The 17,562-nt window shown below is 42.2% G+C and carries 10 protein-coding genes and 2 rRNA genes; 9 read left to right on the top strand and 3 right to left on the bottom strand.

The features are described from left to right. Positions 1-158: 158 nt before the first annotated feature. The 6 genes from P2E05_RS01805 (at position 159) to aceK (ending at position 10,550) form a co-directional block, all read left to right on the top strand. Positions 159-3,064, top strand: a 23S ribosomal RNA gene (locus P2E05_RS01805). Between the two features lie 119 nt (positions 3,065-3,183). Next, a 5S ribosomal RNA gene (gene rrf / locus P2E05_RS01810) occupies positions 3,184-3,299 on the top strand. Between the two features lie 1,140 nt (positions 3,300-4,439). After that, positions 4,440-5,369, top strand: coding sequence for a homoserine O-acetyltransferase MetA (gene metA / locus P2E05_RS01815; protein ID WP_154623199.1), 930 nt, complete (start codon positions 4,440-4,442; stop codon positions 5,367-5,369). A 365-nt stretch (positions 5,370-5,734) separates the two neighbouring features. Continuing rightward, the gene (gene aceB, locus P2E05_RS01820; RefSeq protein ID WP_154623067.1) at positions 5,735-7,333 is read left to right on the top strand and encodes a malate synthase A; all 1,599 of its coding nucleotides are present in this window, start codon (positions 5,735-5,737) and stop codon (positions 7,331-7,333) included. A gap of 53 nt (positions 7,334-7,386) precedes the next feature. Beyond that, on the top strand, positions 7,387-8,694 hold the full coding sequence (gene aceA, locus P2E05_RS01825) for an isocitrate lyase (RefSeq protein ID WP_154623066.1): 1,308 nt from the start codon (positions 7,387-7,389) through the stop codon (positions 8,692-8,694). 104 nt (positions 8,695-8,798) lie between these two features. Then, positions 8,799-10,550 carry a bifunctional isocitrate dehydrogenase kinase/phosphatase gene (gene aceK, locus P2E05_RS01830; RefSeq protein ID WP_196713959.1) on the top strand — a complete coding sequence of 584 codons (1,752 nt, stop codon included), beginning with the start codon at positions 8,799-8,801 and terminating at the stop codon, positions 10,548-10,550. 50 nt (positions 10,551-10,600) lie between these two features. Here the strand turns inward: aceK and P2E05_RS01835 are convergent, their stop codons facing one another. Together P2E05_RS01835 and edd are read right to left on the bottom strand one after the other, a co-directional pair. Continuing rightward, complete coding sequence (locus P2E05_RS01835) at positions 10,601-11,245, bottom strand: bifunctional 4-hydroxy-2-oxoglutarate aldolase/2-dehydro-3-deoxy-phosphogluconate aldolase (protein WP_154623064.1); 645 nt, start codon at positions 11,243-11,245, stop codon at positions 10,601-10,603. A 26-nt stretch (positions 11,246-11,271) separates the two neighbouring features. Then, a complete protein-coding gene (gene edd / locus P2E05_RS01840; RefSeq protein WP_163860571.1) occupies positions 11,272-13,113 on the bottom strand; it encodes a phosphogluconate dehydratase in 1,842 nt (613 codons plus the stop codon). A 300-nt stretch (positions 13,114-13,413) separates the two neighbouring features. Here edd and P2E05_RS01845 point away from each other — a divergent pair, with 300 nt between their 5' ends. The 3 genes from P2E05_RS01845 to P2E05_RS01855 all read left to right on the top strand — a co-directional run bounded on the left by P2E05_RS01845 (position 13,414) and on the right by P2E05_RS01855 (position 16,640). Further along, positions 13,414-14,151 (top strand): N-acetylmuramoyl-L-alanine amidase-like domain-containing protein, encoded by a 738-nt coding sequence (locus P2E05_RS01845; protein WP_276122985.1) that lies wholly within the window; start codon positions 13,414-13,416, stop codon positions 14,149-14,151. A 527-nt stretch (positions 14,152-14,678) separates the two neighbouring features. Then, entirely contained in the window at positions 14,679-14,954 is a 276-nt protein-coding gene (locus tag P2E05_RS01850; RefSeq protein ID WP_196713961.1) for a helix-turn-helix domain-containing protein, read from the top strand. Positions 14,955-15,755: 801 nt separating this feature from the next. Continuing rightward, entirely contained in the window at positions 15,756-16,640 is an 885-nt protein-coding gene (locus tag P2E05_RS01855; RefSeq protein ID WP_247047175.1) for an N-acetylmuramoyl-L-alanine amidase, read from the top strand. On the opposite strand, the gene iclR is transcribed toward P2E05_RS01855, so the two are convergent. Next, on the bottom strand, positions 16,641-17,471 hold the full coding sequence (iclR, locus tag P2E05_RS01860; protein WP_004925895.1) for a glyoxylate bypass operon transcriptional repressor IclR: 831 nt from the start codon (positions 17,469-17,471) through the stop codon (positions 16,641-16,643). Positions 17,472-17,562: the final 91 nt, after the last annotated feature.

Below are 17,562 nucleotides of genomic sequence, written 5' to 3' on the forward strand. Positions count from 1 at the left end.
CTGTAATGAGCGAGCAGTGTGAAATTCAAGGCGGACAGCGCACAGCAAGCGCAGCGTACATTGGTACGTGAGCATTGCGAGCACTGCCCAACGCAGAAGTTCACCACGCGCAGCCATTACCGGTCAGAACGACACGAAAAGACACCTTCGGGTTGTGAGGTTAAGCGACTAAGCGTACACGGTGGATGCCTAGGCAATCAGAGGCGATGAAGGACGTGCTAATCTGCGAAAAGCGTCGGTAAGGTGATATGAACCGCTATAGCCGACGATGTCCGAATGGGGAAACCCAGTGCAATTCGTTGCACTATCGTTTGATGAATCCATAGTCAAACGAGGCGAACCGAGGGAACTGAAACATCTCAGTACCTCGAGGAAAAGAAATCAACCGAGATTCCCCTAGTAGCGGCGAGCGAACGGGGAGCAGCCCAGAGTCTTAATCAGCATCAGCATCAGGAGAACGGTCTGGAAAGTCCGGCAGTAAAGGGTGATAGCCCCGTATCCGAAGGTGTTGGTGTTGTGAACTCGACGAGTAGGGCGGGACACGTGTTATCCTGTCTGAATATGGGGGGACCATCCTCCAAGGCTAAATACTCCTGATTGACCGATAGTGAACCAGTACCGTGAGGGAAAGGCGAAAAGAACCCCGGCGAGGGGAGTGAAATAGAACCTGAAACCGTGTACGTACAAGCAGTGGGAGCACCTTTTAGGTGTGACTGCGTACCTTTTGTATAATGGGTCAGCGACTTATATTCTGTAGCAAGGTTAACCGTATAGGGGAGCCGTAGGGAAACCGAGTCTTAACTGGGCGAATAAGTTGCAGGGTATAGACCCGAAACCCGGTGATCTAGCCATGGGCAGGTTGAAGGTTGGGTAACACTAACTGGAGGACCGAACCGACTAATGTTGAAAAATTAGCGGATGACTTGTGGCTGGGGGTGAAAGGCCAATCAAACCGGGAGATAGCTGGTTCTCCCCGAAAGCTATTTAGGTAGCGCCTCGTGAACTCATCTTCGGGGGTAGAGCACTGTTTCGGCTAGGGGGTCATCCCGACTTACCAACCCGATGCAAACTACGAATACCGAAGAATGTTATCACGGGAGACACACGGCGGGTGCTAACGTTCGTCGTGAAGAGGGAAACAACCCAGACCGCCAGCTAAGGTCCCAAAGTCATGGTTAAGTGGGAAACGAAGTGGGAAGGCTCAGACAGCCAGGATGTTGGCTTAGAAGCAGCCATCATTTAAAGAAAGCGTAATAGCTCACTGGTCGAGTCGGCCTGCGCGGAAGATGTAACGGGGCTAAACCATGCACCGAAGCTGCGGCAGCGACATGTAAATGTTGTTGGGTAGGGGAGCGTTCTGTAAGCCTGTGAAGGTGTGCTGTGAGGCATGCTGGAGGTATCAGAAGTGCGAATGCTGACATAAGTAACGATAATGCGGGTGAAAAACCCGCACGCCGGAAGACCAAGGGTTCCTGTCCAACGTTAATCGGGGCAGGGTGAGTCGACCCCTAAGGCGAGGCAGAAATGCGTAGTCGATGGGAAACAGGTTAATATTCCTGTACTGGTGATAATTGCGATGGGGGGACGGAGAAGGCTAGGCTGGCCGGGCGACGGTTGTCCCGGTTTAAGGATGTAGGCAGGTGAATTAGGCAAATCCGGTTCACTACATGCTGAGGTCTGATGACGAGTCACTACGGTGGCGAAGTAGCTCATGCCCCGCTTCCAGGAAAAGCCTCTAAGCTCTAGATTATCATTAATCGTACCCCAAACCGACACAGGTGGTCAGGTAGAGAATACTCAGGCGCTTGAGAGAACTCGGGTGAAGGAACTAGGCAAAATGGTGCCGTAACTTCGGGAGAAGGCACGCTGGCGCTAGGTGAAGTCCCTCGCGGATGGAGCTGAAGCCAGTCGCAGATACCAGCTGGCTGCAACTGTTTATTAAAAACACAGCACTGTGCAAACACGAAAGTGGACGTATACGGTGTGACGCCTGCCCGGTGCTGGAAGGTTAATTGATGGGGTTATCCGTAAGGAGAAGCTCTTGATCGAAGCCCCAGTAAACGGCGGCCGTAACTATAACGGTCCTAAGGTAGCGAAATTCCTTGTCGGGTAAGTTCCGACCTGCACGAATGGCGTAATGATGGCCAGGCTGTCTCCACCCGAGACTCAGTGAAATTGAACTCGCTGTGAAGATGCAGTGTACCCGCGGCAAGACGGAAAGACCCCGTGAACCTTTACTATAGCTTGACACTGAACATTGAGCCTTGATGTGTAGGATAGGTGGGAGGCTTTGAAGTGTGGACGCCAGTCTGCATGGAGCCAACCTTGAAATACCACCCTTTAATGTTTGATGTTCTAACGTGGCCCCATAATCTGGGGTGCGGACAGTGTCTGGTGGGTAGTTTGACTGGGGCGGTCTCCTCCCAAAGAGTAACGGAGGAGCACGAAGGTTGGCTAAGCATGGTCGGACATCATGCGGTTAGTGCAAAGGCATAAGCCAGCTTGACTGCGAGAGTGACGGCTCGAGCAGGTACGAAAGTAGGTCTTAGTGATCCGGTGGTTCTGAATGGAAGGGCCATCGCTCAACGGATAAAAGGTACTCCGGGGATAACAGGCTGATACCGCCCAAGAGTTCATATCGACGGCGGTGTTTGGCACCTCGATGTCGGCTCATCACATCCTGGGGCTGAAGTAGGTCCCAAGGGTATGGCTGTTCGCCATTTAAAGTGGTACGCGAGCTGGGTTTAGAACGTCGTGAGACAGTTCGGTCCCTATCTGCCGTGGGCGTTGGAAGATTGAAAGGGGCTGCTCCTAGTACGAGAGGACCGGAGTGGACGCACCACTGGTGTTCGGGTTGTCATGCCAATGGCACTGCCCGGTAGCTAAGTGCGGAAGAGATAACCGCTGAAAGCATCTAAGCGGGAAACTTGCCTTGAGATGAGTCTTCCCTGACTCTTTAAGGGTCCTAAAGGAACGTTTAAGACTAAGACGTTGATAGGCTGGGTGTGTAAGCGTAGCGATACGTTGAGCTAACCAGTACTAATGAACCGTGAGGCTTAACCTGACAACACCGAAGGTGTTTTAGAGAGAACGTTGTGAAGCGCACGCAGAGTGTGAGAAATTAGCTTGTTCAAGATTGCTGTTCTGGTTGGTGGAAGCCGACGGGAACAAAAACCGAATTTGTCTGGCGGCAATAGCGCGGTGGTCCCACCTGACCCCATGCCGAACTCAGCAGTGAAACGCCGTAGCGCCGATGGTAGTGTGGGGTCTCCCCATGTGAGAGTAGGGAACTGCCAGACATTAAATTAGTGAGAAAGCCACCCGATGGGTGGCTTTTTTGCGTTTGGGGGATGTGATACCGTTTTATCATCCTTCTGCCTTACTGTCACCACCAACCCCATCCACGGCGCTTCCTCACCAATCCTGCACCAGCGAACCGCATATTGATAGCCAATACATTAAGTAGAGATAAAGGAATGGCTCACTATTCGACTTATTTTCATGGTTGAGACTATTTTATAGGATGACTGGTGTTTATTTTTATGAATCGCAATCGGTATCTAAATAACATCATGGTTTAGATCGCTTTATCATACTGAGTACTCGATATCCATCTCATCAACTTATCGGTAAATAACTCGCTAGCTTATAAGCTCTGGCCTCAGAGGCTGTTAGGGGAGAGTCAAATAGCGGTAGAGGTCATTGACGACCTTTAGCTCATTCTTGTTAAGGATGGTTTTTTATTATTCTGACCATAATAGAAGGAGACGAATATTTATTGAGTATCGATAATAATTTAGCGATCTATAAGTAAGTTTTAACACTTTAACAATTAAATTTTTGAAAATTAATTAATTTAAAGAATGAATTAGTCGTTTAAAGCGTTTTTTTCTGCATTTTTTATTAAAATACGACAACTAATAATATCAATAAAATCAACTCATAAAGTAAAAGTCATCCAGTTTATTGATCTTATGCCATTTCTGCTTGCTATATCGGTTAGTGATAAACGAGTCACGCATCCTTTATGAGGGCTAGTTCGAATACGAGATATAGGTGTAGAGTTGCATGAGTGATGATTGGCCGCTTACATTTTACTGCTATTAATTGCTATTTATCATTCGCTACAGCATCGAGTCTCACTCCTTCCTGCCATCTTTCTATCCAATCAGCTACTTCTTCCAGATTCGATAAATTACATATTATATAAATACAAATTCTAATAAATTTTGAGTTATATAACCTGATGGTTTTTATAATAATATCTTTATAATCAATTAATTATAAGTCTTATATATTTATAAGGAGAAGTGAATTTAATCTAATATCTTGAAATTATTTCAATTGGTCGTGAAAGTCTCGACATTGGGGGCAATTTTAGTTAAATTGTTTGGCATTCTAGAAGTCTAAACGTATAAATGTATAAAAGGGGATAAAGGATGCCAATTCGTTTACCAGATGAGTTGCCCGCGGTAAATTTCTTGCGAGAAGAAAATGTTTTTGTCATGACAACGACAAGAGCAAGCCTTCAGGAGATCCGTCCCTTGAAAGTATTACTGCTTAACTTAATGCCTAAAAAGATTGAAACTGAAAACCAATTTTTACGTTTACTATCGAATACTCCGCTTCAAGTCGATATTCAATTATTACGTATTGACCAGCGAGAATCTAAAAATACTCCAGCAGAACATTTGGATACGTTTTATTGTGACTTTGACGATATTAAAGACCAAAACTTTGATGGATTAATCGTCACGGGTGCACCCCTTGGCCTAGTGGAGTTTTGTGATGTGGCGTATTGGGAACAAATAGAAAAAGTTCTTCACTGGGCGAAGGATCATGTGACATCGACCCTATTTGTTTGCTGGGCTGTGCAAGCGGCGCTTAAAGTACTTTATGACCTCCCTAAATGGACTCGAGAAGAAAAGCTATCTGGTATCTATCAGCATGATACCCTTGAACCTTTCGCCTTGTTAACAAGGGGATTTGATGGCTCTTTTTATGCACCACATTCACGTTATGCTGATTTTCCTGAAAAACTTATTCGCGAGTATACCGATTTAGAAATATTGGCGAGTTCACAAGAAGCGGGCGCATATTTATTCGCATCGAAAGATAAACGACTGGTTTTTGTTACAGGTCATCCGGAATATGATGCCGAAACCCTTGCTCAGGAATATTGGCGTGATATGGATGCAGGCCTCTCACCTAAAATACCGTGTAATTATTTTAAAGAAAATGATCCGGAAAAGGATCCCATTGTTAGCTGGCGTAGTCATGGTCACTTACTTTTCTCTAATTGGCTGAATTATTATGTGTATCAGATCACACCTTTTGATCTTAGCCATATGGAACCTACTTTAGACTAAAAAACAGTCAATATTCTAGTAAAATAGCGATTTAAAAGAGTATTAAATGTGAGTTGTAAGTATTTTTAGTTAGTTAAACTAAGTTATGTGTTTTTGGAAGAATCAAAGCAGCCATTTATTGGCTGCTTTTTTGTTTTTTACGATAAATTGATAATGAGTTGTTATTTTCATAACACATTGATTTAACTTATATTTAACATCTTATCATCTTAAAAGGGAACGTATAATCATAATTAAATTTATTTAAATTATGTTTATTATCAAGTGATTATGTTGATTTTAAAATAAAATGGAAACCGTTTTTGATTTATTTTTATTTTAGGTTAATCTTAATTCTATCGGCGGACATGAATGAGGATTGACTAATGGACCAGCAGTTATCAGCATCAACATTAACGTTTACAAACAGTTTTAATCAGCAAGATAGCGAGGTGCTAACGGCTGATGCTATCGCTTTTCTGTCGGATCTTGCAGAAAAATTTTCAGCTAAAAGAGAATCTTTATTAAAAGAACGGCAGGTTAAACAGCAGCAAATTGACTCAGGCGTGTTACCTGATTTTATTTCAGAAAGTGATTCCATTAAAAATTCCGACTGGAAAATTCAAAATATCCCTGAGGATTTGCGTGATCGCCGAGTCGAGATCACTGGCCCTGTTGAACGCAAAATGGTGATTAATGCACTGAATGCCAATGTAAAAGTTTTTATGGCTGACTTTGAAGATTCCCTTTCTCCGTCATGGGATAAATTGATTGATGGTCAAATAAATTTAAGAGATGCAATTCGTGGGGATATCTCCTATACCAATGAAAATGGAAAGGTCTACCAATTAAAATCTAATCCAGCAGTCCTGATTGCCCGTGTGCGTGGCCTGCATTTAGATGAAAAACATGTATTGCTCGAGGGAAAACCAATTCCTGGTGGCCTGTTTGATTTCGCTCTCTACTTTTTCCATAACTATGCAGCGTTACTGGCAAAAGGAAGTGGCCCTTATTTTTACATACCGAAACTTGAGTCTTGGCAAGAGGCTAAGTGGTGGAGTGATGTGTTTAGCGCGGCTGAAGATACCGTTGGTTTACCAAGAGGAACGATTAAAGCGACCGTTCTTATTGAAACACTGCCTGCTGTTTTTCAAATGGATGAAATTTTATATCACATGCGTCATCACATTGTTGGGCTTAACTGTGGCCGTTGGGATTACATTTTTAGTTATATCAAAACATTAAAAGAGCATTCAGATAGAGTCTTGCCTGATCGTCAGGTAGTGACGATGACACAACCTTTTTTAAGTGCTTATTCGCGTTTATTAATTAAAACCTGCCATCGTAGAGGCGCTTTTGCGATGGGAGGCATGTCGGCCTTTATTCCAAGTAAAGACGCGGAAGAAAACAAGGCTATCTTAGCGAAAGTTAAAGCGGATAAAGAGCTGGAAGCACGCAATGGGCATGATGGTTCTTGGGTTGCACATCCAGGATTGGCTGACACTGTCATGGACGTTTTTAATCACGTTTTAGGTGAACGCAAAAATCAATTAGATGTGTCTCGTGAATCCGATGAAGAGATTAGTGCTCAACAGCTATTACAGCCCTGTGAAGGTGAGAGAACTGAAGCCGGTATGAGAGCCAATATCCGTGTTGCGGTGCAATATATCGAAGCTTGGATCTCTGGGAATGGGTGTGTACCTATTTATGGTTTGATGGAAGATGCCGCGACGGCTGAAATATCTCGTACCTCTATTTGGCAATGGATACGTCATGGAAAGTCACTTTCAAATGGTGAAAAAGTCACGAAAGCACTGTTTGAAGAGATGCTAGATGAAGAGTTGCAAGTCATTCAACAAGAGCTTGGCGATCAAAAATTCCAACATGGTCGTTTCCGTGAAGCAGCAGATTTAATGCGCAGGATAACAACACAGGACGAATTAATAGAATTTTTAACTGTGCCGGGCTACCAACTTATTCAGTAATCAATATAGAACAAAACATCATAGACCCTACATAAATTATAAGGAATACGAACATGACGATATCACGCGCAGAGCAGATTACCCAATTAGAGAACGAATGGAAAAAAGCACGTTGGAAAGGCATTACTCGCCCTTATAGTGCTGAAGAAGTGGTGAAGCTGCGTGGTTCAGTTAACCCAGAACATACGCTTGCGACCAAGGGAGCACAAAGATTATGGGAGCAGCTTCACGGCCAGTCTAAAAAAGGTTATGTGAATGCGTTGGGCGCATTAACCGGCGGTCAAGCATTACAACAAGCGAAAGCAGGCATTGAAGCTATCTATCTTTCTGGTTGGCAAGTCGCTGCGGATGCCAATACGGCTTCAAGTATGTATCCTGACCAATCGTTATATCCCGTGGATTCGGTGCCTTCAGTCGTTAAAAAGATAAATAATACGTTCCGTCGAGCGGATCAAATTCAGTGGGCTAATGGTATTGGACCTGAAAATAAAGAATATATCGATTTCTTTTTACCGATTGTCGCTGATGCAGAAGCTGGTTTTGGTGGCGTTCTTAATGCCTTTGAATTAATGAAAGGCATGATTGAAGCTGGGGCTGCGGCGGTACACTTTGAAGATCAACTAGCGGCGGTTAAAAAGTGTGGCCATATGGGAGGAAAAGTATTAGTTCCAACTCAAGAGGCGGTACAAAAACTAGTTGCCGCTCGACTGGCAGCAGATGTCTCAGGGGTGGCAACTATTCTGATCGCTAGAACTGATGCGGATGCGGCTGATCTTTTAACATCGGACTGTGATCCTTATGATGCTGAATTTATTACAGGGGAAAGAACCAATGAAGGCTTTTTCCGTACGAAAGCAGGGATCGAACAAGCGATTAGCCGTGGATTAGCTTATGCACCATATGCCGATTTAGTTTGGTGTGAAACGTCAAAGCCAGATTTGGAAGCTGCTCGCCAATTTGCTGAGGCGATTCATGCAAAATACCCAGGTAAATTATTGGCTTATAACTGTTCACCTTCATTTAATTGGAAGAAGAATCTAGATGATGCAACGATTGCACGCTTCCAAGATGAACTTTCAGCGATGGGGTACCGTTTCCAATTTATCACCTTAGCGGGGATTCATAGCATGTGGTTTAACATGTTTGACTTAGCTCATGCATATGCGCAAGGAGAGGGAATGAAGCATTATGTTGAGAAGGTACAAGAACGTGAATTTGCGGCTATTAATAAAGGATATACTTTCTCTTCGCATCAACAAGAGGTGGGCACGGGTTACTTTGATAAGGTCACAACCGTCATTCAAGGTGGCACATCGTCAGTCACTGCCTTGACGGGGTCGACAGAAGAAGAACAGTTCTAAAAGGCAAATTTTTGCCTAAGTGACACATCGATTCCTTTTGTTCACGTGTATCTGTTTTTTATTTTTTCGGCACTTTCGAGTGCCGTTTTTTGTCGGGAGCTACTATGACACTATCGACTGAACAGATAATTGCTCAGACAATCTTGCAGGGTTTTGATGCTCAGTATGGTCGTTTTTTAGAAATAACCTCGGGTGCACAAGAACGATTTGAGCGGGCTGATTGGCATGCAATCCAAGATGCGATGAAGCAAAGAATACAACTTTATGACCATCATGTTGGATTGGTGGTGGCTCAGTTGCAATTTATGGGATTAGTTCAGTCATTAACACCGGAAATGTTATCCAGCATCAAACGTGTTTATACCACTCTGTTACCTAATTACCCTCGTTTTGAAATAGCGGAAAGTTTTTTTAATTCAGTATATTGTCGTCTGTTTAAGCATCGCGAGCTGACACAAGAAAATTTGTTTATATTCACATCTCAACCTGCACGGCGTTTTAGTGATCTTCCCCGGCCACTCGATCGGCAATATTTGGTCAATGGCAGTTTATTTACTGTGTTACAAGAGATACTCAGTGCGCTGCCATTACGATTACGGTGGCGTTCTTTAAATTGGGATGTGCAATGTATTGTTGATAGCTTAATTTCCCGCTTCCCGAACATTCAAGATGAAAGCGTTTCTTTTCATATAGTTAATGAATTATTTTATCGAAATAAAGCGGCTTGGCTAGTGGGTAAACTCGTTATTAATGATGAGGTTCATCCATTTTTATTACCTATCCACCATGACGCTGATAATAGCCTTTATGTGGACACCTGTTTAACGGGATTTGACGAAGCAAGTATTGTTTTTGGGTTTGCTCGCTCTTATTTTATGGTATATGCCCCTTTTCCTGCGGCATTAGTTTTTTGGTTAAGAGAAATTTTACCCAGTAAATCCATTGCTGAGTTGTATATGGCAATTGGCTGCCAAAAGCATGGTAAAACAGAATATTACCGTGAATACTTGGCTTTTATTAATTTTTCTCGAGAACAATTTACGATAGCGCCGGGGGTTAAAGGAATGGTGATGTTGGTGTTCACTTCACCGTCATTTGATCGGGTATTTAAGTTGATTAAAGACGAGTTTGCCCCCCAAAAAGAGGTCACAAGAGCGCGCGTACAGGAGTGCTATCGGTTGGTGAAGGAGCATGACAGAGTTGGTCGCATGGCCGATACCCAAGAATTTGAAAATTTTATCATAGATAAACGCTATATCAGTGATGAGTTAATGGAGGAGTTGCGAAAGGAAACTCCGTCATTAATTGAAGATTTAGGAGACAAAATATTGATCCGTCATTTGTATATGGAAAGAAAGATGACGCCTCTCAATATTTATATGGATGATGCCAATGAAGCGGAATTACGCCATGTTATTGATGAATACGGTCAAGCAATCAAGCAGCTTGCCGCAGCGAATATTTTTCCTGGTGATATGTTGTTTAAAAACTTTGGCGTGACACGGCATGGGCGTGTTGTTTTTTATGACTATGATGAAATTTGTTATATGACCGAGGTGAATTTCCGACGTATCCCTGAGCCAATGTATCCAGAGCAGGAGCTGTCGGGAGAGCCTTGGTATAGCGTAGGAGAGCATGATGTTTTTCCTGAGGAATTCGCGCTGTTTTTATGCCAAGACCCCAAAATACGAGGCTATCTGCAAGAACGGCACGGAAATCTATTTACGGCAGAGTATTGGCAAAGTTTACAAAATAGGATTCGTAGTGGGCATATAGAGGACGTTTATGCGTATCAAGAGGAACTGCGCTTTTGCCGATGTGTTACGCATGAAAAAGTGTGTATAAATAGTGACTGAGCTTAAGATACCGAGCCACTGTCGTCATCAACTCTGGCTCGGTATAGATTTTATGCTAGCTTAGCGCCCTTAATGGCTTCTTCAGCTAATTGAGTGATGCGCGGATAGTCACCGGCTTTCAAGGCATCCTCTGGTACTAGCCATGAGCCGCCAATGCATAGTACGCTTTTTAATGCGAGGTAATCGCGATAATTGGCAGGAGATATCCCTCCCGTCGGGCAGAATTTTACTTGCGGGAACGGGCCAGCGATGGCTTGCAGAGCTTTAATTCCGCCATTAGCTTCAGCAGGAAAGAACTTAAACGCCTTCAAACCATGATTCATTCCAAGCATTAATTCAGAAACGGTGGATATACCTGGAATTAAAGGAATACAGCCCTGAGTTGCCGCACAGAGTAACTCTTCCGTTAGCCCTGGGCTAATAGCAAATTGCGCTCCAGCTTCGGTGACTGCTTCAAGTTGTTGAACGTTAATTACAGTGCCTGCACCAATAATGGCTTCCGGAACTTCTTTTGCGATAAGCCGAATCGCGTCAATGGCACATTCTGTTCGTAGCGTCACTTCGAGTACTTTAATCCCCCCTTTGACGAGTGCTTTTGCAAGAGGGATTGCGTGCTCAAGTTGATTAATGACGATAACGGGAACGACAGGACCTGTATTTAGTACATCCTCAGCCGACAATTTCCAATTTTGCATAATCTTTTCCTAATCCACTGAAACAGTTAAAAATTGAGACTACAAGCGCCTTCTTCCGCACCCGAACAATGCTGGCGCAGTGCACCAAATAGTTCTCTGCCACAACCTGAATATTGGGTACTTAAATCAGGTTGATACGCTTGACGTTTCGCAAGTTCATGTTCATCGACTAATAGCGTTAGCTCACCCGTTAGACCATTAACACGTATCATATCTCCATCTTGTACTTTGGCGAGCAAGCCCCCTTTGTTGGCTTCAGGAGTGACATGAATGGCTGATGGAACTTTGCCTGATGCGCCAGATAAACGACCATCTGTAACCAAGGCGACTTGATAGCCTCGGTCCATTAAAACACCTAATGGTGGCATTAATTTATGGAGTTCAGGCATACCATTTGCAGATGGGCCTTGGAAACGAACGATAATGACACAATCGCGATTCAATGCTCCGGATTCAAAAACGGGGAGGATAGCGTGTTGATCATTAAATACGACGGCAGGCGCTTCAATTATTTGGTTTTCTTCAGGTATAGCGGACGTTTTCATTACCGCACGTCCTAAGTTACCAGAGAGTACCTTTGTGCCGCCATGCTGAGAAAAGGGGTGATGAATATCTGCGATGACTTGTAAGTCAAAAGAGGTTTTGGCACCATCACGCCACTCTAACTGCCCATTATTTAGCCATGGTTCCAAGGTGTAGTGTGAAAGGCCATAACCAGCAACGGTATTAACATCATGATGAAGTAGGCCTTTTGATAGCAGCTGATGAACAAGCAGGGCAACTCCGCCTGCCGCTTGAAATTGGTTGATATCCGCTTGTCCGTTCGGATAGATACGACAGATTAAGGGAATAATGGCGGATAATTCAGAGAAATCATCCCAATTAATCATAATACCTGCGGCCTTAGCGATAGCAATCAGGTGCATCGTTAAATTGGTTGAGCCTCCTGTTGCGAGTAAGGCTATGATGCCATTCACAATCACTTTTTCATCAACTAGCTGGCCGATAGGCAGGTAGTTGCCTGACTGTTTGGTTAGGCGAGTAATTTGGCGAGCCGCGGCATCTGTTAAAGCATGGCGTAATGGTGTGTCAGGCTGCACAAATGATGAACCGGGTAAATGAAGCCCCATCACCTCCATGACCATTTGATTAGAGTTAGCCGTGCCGTAGAAGGTACAGGTGCCTATACTGTGATAAGAGGCCGCTTCTGCTTCGAGTAAAGCACTGCGATCGACTTTCCCTTCAACATATTGCTGGCGGATCCTCACTTTTTCTTTATTTGGTAGCCCTGTGGTCATAGGTCCTGCTGGAACAAAAATGGCCGGTAGGTGCCCGAAAGATAAGGCGCCTATCATGAGGCCCGGAACAATTTTATCGCAAATACCAAGATATAAAGCGCCATCGAACATGTTGTGTGAAAGCCCTATTGCGGTGGACATTGCAATGACATCACGGCTGAGTAAAGAGAGTTCCATACCATCCTGACCTTGGGTCACACCATCACACATTGCAGGTACACCCGCAGCGACTTGGCCAATAGCACCCGATTCACGTAATGCGGCTTTCAAGCGCTCTGGATAGGTATCGTAAGGGCGATGGGCGGATAGCATGTCATTGTAGGCGTTAATAATCGCGATATCGGAGTGTGTCAGGCTCTTGAGGATGTTTTTATCTTCAGGTTGGCAGGCAGCAAAACCATGGGCGAGATTACCACAAGCGAGCTCAGCACGATGCACTGTTGTACGCTGAGCTTGTTCAATTTTGTGTAGATACTGTTCCCTTGTGTTTTTTGAACGTTCGATAATACGCTTGGTTATTCGCATTATTTCTGGATGAACGCTACTCGCTATCTTTTTGGAATTGCTCATAATTACAGACCTCACAATAGAGATTTTACTATCAGCCAACACTGTTTTTATCGACTCAGTGTGTTGATGATATTCTTTTCACATCAAATGTTACCGGTAACATTGTTTATTGAAATCGTAAGAGTTGCAATGGATGATATGCAAATTTCGAGCTATCTGTGATCTGAATCAAGATTATTGAGGTCTCAGGAAAAGGTGAAACGGTGTTGTTTTATTGCTGTGCGGCTGAATTTACGCTGATATTTGTTGTCTAGTGATAGATATCGTTCTATTCATAAAAACACCAATAATAGGAATACAATGCTTAAACGATTTATTGCGGTGGCTTTAGTGTTAATGTGCTCGATAACGAAGGCTGAAACGGTCTTAGAATCAGGGTCGTTATCAATATTGAAGGATATCCAACATAATATCAAAGGGCTCGACTCTGAGCAGCGCGTGAAATTAATAACAGCCATGTTCCTAGGCACACCGTATAATGACCGTACGTTGAATTCGCATGATTCAGAGAAGGAAAGCTTGGTTGTCAATTTAAAATCAATGGATTGTATGACATTCATTGAGTATACCGAAGCATTAAAGCAGTCAGATAATTATGATGATTTTATTTCTAATTTAAAAAAGACTCGATACCGCGAAGAAAATATCGCCTATATCACTCGGCGACATTTTTTTACTGATTGGCTGTTGGCCGCTGATGAAGCGATGTCTGATATGACTCAGGAGATTAGCCCTCATACGATACAAGTACATAAGCATTTGAATCAAAAAGGCAATGGCCAATTGCTGATTCAAGGCCTCCCTGTTACATCACGAACGATCAGTTATATTCCAACTCAGTATATTGATGAGGCTGTTCTGAAAAAACTCCAAACAGGTGACTATATTGGTATTTACTCGAATAAACCGGAATTGGATGTGAGTCATGTCGGTATTGCGATTCGTGAAGGCAATAAAATCTATTTTAGAAATGCATCCTCGTTGAAATTAAATTTAAAAGTTGTGGATGTAGAGTTAAACCGCTACTTACAAGATTAAGTGGGGATCATCGTTATAAGGTCTAAAGGCGTCAATTTTGGTTAAGAGGGTATTTTAAAAACATAACATTGGTTTGTGTGTGATCGTTTGATTTTAAGTTAGGGGAAGCATTTATTTCTATTGGCGTTAAGTTTTTTACTCCTGAGGCTTTTATTACTATTGAATTTAAAATCATGATCTATGTCATATTATAAATATGTTATTAGCTATTTTTTGTTTTTAGAAATATTGTTTTAAGTGTCTAACTATTTCTAGACTTATTTAAAGTGTAAACAGTTATGAATAAGTTAAGTATAAATAATTAACTATAAAAATATTTCAAAAGATTATGAAAATAAAAAATGATTAAAAAGCAATGAATTGCTTTTTAAAAAATAGAGATGAGAGTTTAAAAACGTTAAATGATAATTATCATCTATCAATTTATTAAAGTTTGATTGTTGATAACTATTTTTAATAAAAAATGGAGATCCTATAATAGAAAATATAAAAAAATAATTATTTATTTCTTTTTCTAGGAGAGGGGTATGGCTATAAGAGAAAGAGAAGATGTGTATACCTTATTAGGTCATCATTTGCGGCAAGCAAGAATGAAAAGAGGGCTATCGGGTAACGAATTAGCCGATATTATTAATTTAAGTCAGCAACAAGTTTCGCGTTATGAGCGTGGAGTGAATAAGCTAAGTTTAGATAAACTTATTGAAATTGTTGTTTTTTTAGATATCGATATAAAAGATATCATGAGTATCATCACGAACGAAATTGAGCACGAAAAACGGACGATTTATTCAACAATAAGATAGGATATTGTATTCATTATATTACTATTCCTATCTAATATTTATTAATATAATTAATTAGTGTGAAATTGAATAAGCTTCTTAAGCGTGAGGCAAGATCCCTCTTTGTACCTAAGATAGTCAATATGCTCGGTCATCGATGCTTAACAGGCGTTTGATCTTATCGATGAGTAACTGGTGTTAAATAATCAGTTACTCATGTAAATAATATCAACCCATTAATTTAATAGAGTGGTTATTATTCAATAAATATATTTTTAATCTCAGTACTACTTTAGTATGAATGATACGCTTAAATCTTACACTAACAGTGTTATTCTTAAGCGTTAAAAGGACAGATAAGTTAATTGACATTCGGTTTCTACTTAATTAATGACCCTGTATTGCTATTATATTTTAATAAATAATCATTGTTTGAAAATAGTTGTTCCACATCCTCGCGATTTATCTTGTCATTGCTTTGCCGTTTTCTGTTTGTATATTCTCGCACTTCTACTTAATGATTGACTGCTAATTCTTAATCCTTATCTCCGTATTTAGTCGATGTGACTCATTGCATAAAAGTGAAATTGAGCATCAAAATGGCAAATATTGATAGCGAGTCTATGTATTAATACTCTTCAATGAGTTCAAGAAAACATCATATTAAAATTTGGACATCAAAATTCTCAAGGTGGTGTAGCCGCATTTTGAGGCCATTTGCAGCGAACCTCGCGTTCTATTGATGCTTTGTATATTTTTTGTGATCTGATAAAAAGGTAGAATAGGCATCGGTGTGATGGCGCGCCATAAAGGGCTGAACAAATGACTCGTAATTTATTAATTTTATTTGTGTTTATTATTTCAGGCTGTTCGACACTCTCTTCACGGCAGGGGTATTATGTTGATACGAGTTATCCATCACGTAACACCAGTGAGAGAGTTCAATATGTGGTTTTGCATTACACTGTCTCTAATGATGATTATTCCATTTATTTGCTCACTAAAGGGCAAGTGAGTTCCCATTATCTGATCCCTAGTCAGCCTACACAGAAAGATAACCAACCCGTCGTATTACAATTAGTTCCAGAAGAACTGAAAGCATGGCATGCGGGTGATAGCCACTGGCGGTATCATAGTGGCTTGAATGATATTTCCATTGGTATTGAAATTGTGAATGCGGGTTTTAGTGTTGACAAAAAAGGTAATAAGACATGGGCACCTTTTAATCAGTCTCAAATTTCAGCGTTGATCCCATTAGTTAAAGATATTATGCAGCGATACAATATTCCGGCTCAGAATATTGTTGGTCATAGTGATATTGCGCCATTGCGTAAAGAAGATCCTGGTAGAGCTTTTCCTTGGGAAACATTAGCGAAACAGGGCATTGGTGCTTGGCCTGATGCAGCAACGGTCACAAATTATTTATCGGGTCGAAGTGCCTATGAACCCGGTAATGTGTTGTTGCTACAGAAAGCATTGAGATTTTATGGTTATGCCGAGGTACCGTTATCCGGTCAGCTTGATGCGCAGACACAAAAGATTATTCGTGCTTTTCAAATGCACTTCCGTCCACGCAATATTGAGGGGAAAGCCGATGCTGAAACTGAGGCTATTGCGTTAGCATTAATTGAAAAGTACCGTGATATGTCACGTTTTCTCTCTTCTAACCAATTTGAGCGGCCACAGGTTCAGCATGTGGGTGATTAGTTAACGGATTGCGCCATATTCACGGCTGATCTCTTTCGCAGCTTTGATCACCATCGCACCCAGCTCAGTCACGCGATCATCGGTGATACGTGACAGTGGCCCTGAGATTGAAATCGCAGCAAAGGCTTCTTTGTGCTCATCATAAATACACGCGCCGATACATCTTAACCCTAACGCATGCTCTTCATCATCGTAGGAAAACCCTTGTTTTTTCGCCTGTTGCAGGTTTTCTTTTAAGGCCGAAGGGGTGGTTAATGTATAGGGTGTATAGGCGTGGAGGCCTTTTTTACTCAGCAAAGGAATCAGCTGTTCTTCTGGAAGATTGGCAATAAACGCTTTACCCGCACCTGAGGCATGTAGCGGTAGTTTACCCCCAATCGGCGCTGACATGCGCATTAATGCATTGCATTGTACTTGATCGACGATGACAGCATCGAATTCACTGTGATCTAAAATGGCAAGATTGACGGTTTCACCCGACTCTTCCATTAAACGACGCAATATAGGGTGAACTAAAGCAAGTAAATTACGGCTCTCAAGGAAGCTACTACCAATAATAAAGGCATTAGAAGCAATAACCCATAATCCAAGATCCCCTGTTTGGCGTACAAAGCCATGCTGTTCGAGCGTCATGAGCAAACGGTGCGTGGTGGAATTGGGTAAACCTGCTTGTAGGGCTAAATCCGTTAAAGCAATTCCCCCTGTTGATTCAGAAATATATTCCAAAAGTGTTAGTCCACGACTTAATGACTGGACTTGACCTGCCGCAGGTGCGCCACTTGCTGGCCCTTTTGCCTTTTTTATTTTTTTACTGATTGATGCAGTCGCCATTAAGTCTCTCCTGACTGGAATGAATTTTTGTTTCTATTATGAATGATCTCACCCCAAAATACTCATCGGATCAGTGAAAAATTAGATCTGA

Origin of the sequence: Providencia stuartii (genome assembly GCF_029277985.1) — a bacterium.
GTDB lineage: Bacteria > Pseudomonadota > Gammaproteobacteria > Enterobacterales > Enterobacteriaceae > Providencia > Providencia zhejiangensis.

Coding starts and splice junctions, on each gene's coding strand:
- P2E05_RS01845 (WP_276122985.1), top strand. CDS start 13,414: ATGCTTAAACGATTTATTGCGGTGGCTTTAGTGTTAATGTGCTCGATA.
- metA (WP_154623199.1), top strand. CDS start 4,440: ATGCCAATTCGTTTACCAGATGAGTTGCCCGCGGTAAATTTCTTGCGA.
- P2E05_RS01855 (WP_247047175.1), top strand. CDS start 15,756: ATGACTCGTAATTTATTAATTTTATTTGTGTTTATTATTTCAGGCTGT.
- edd (WP_163860571.1), bottom strand. CDS start 13,113: ATGAGCAATTCCAAAAAGATAGCGAGTAGCGTTCATCCAGAAATAATG.
- aceA (WP_154623066.1), top strand. CDS start 7,387: ATGACGATATCACGCGCAGAGCAGATTACCCAATTAGAGAACGAATGG.
- P2E05_RS01850 (WP_196713961.1), top strand. CDS start 14,679: ATGGCTATAAGAGAAAGAGAAGATGTGTATACCTTATTAGGTCATCAT.
- P2E05_RS01835 (WP_154623064.1), bottom strand. CDS start 11,245: ATGCAAAATTGGAAATTGTCGGCTGAGGATGTACTAAATACAGGTCCT.
- iclR (WP_004925895.1), bottom strand. CDS start 17,471: ATGGCGACTGCATCAATCAGTAAAAAAATAAAAAAGGCAAAAGGGCCA.
- aceB (WP_154623067.1), top strand. CDS start 5,735: ATGGACCAGCAGTTATCAGCATCAACATTAACGTTTACAAACAGTTTT.
- aceK (WP_196713959.1), top strand. CDS start 8,799: ATGACACTATCGACTGAACAGATAATTGCTCAGACAATCTTGCAGGGT.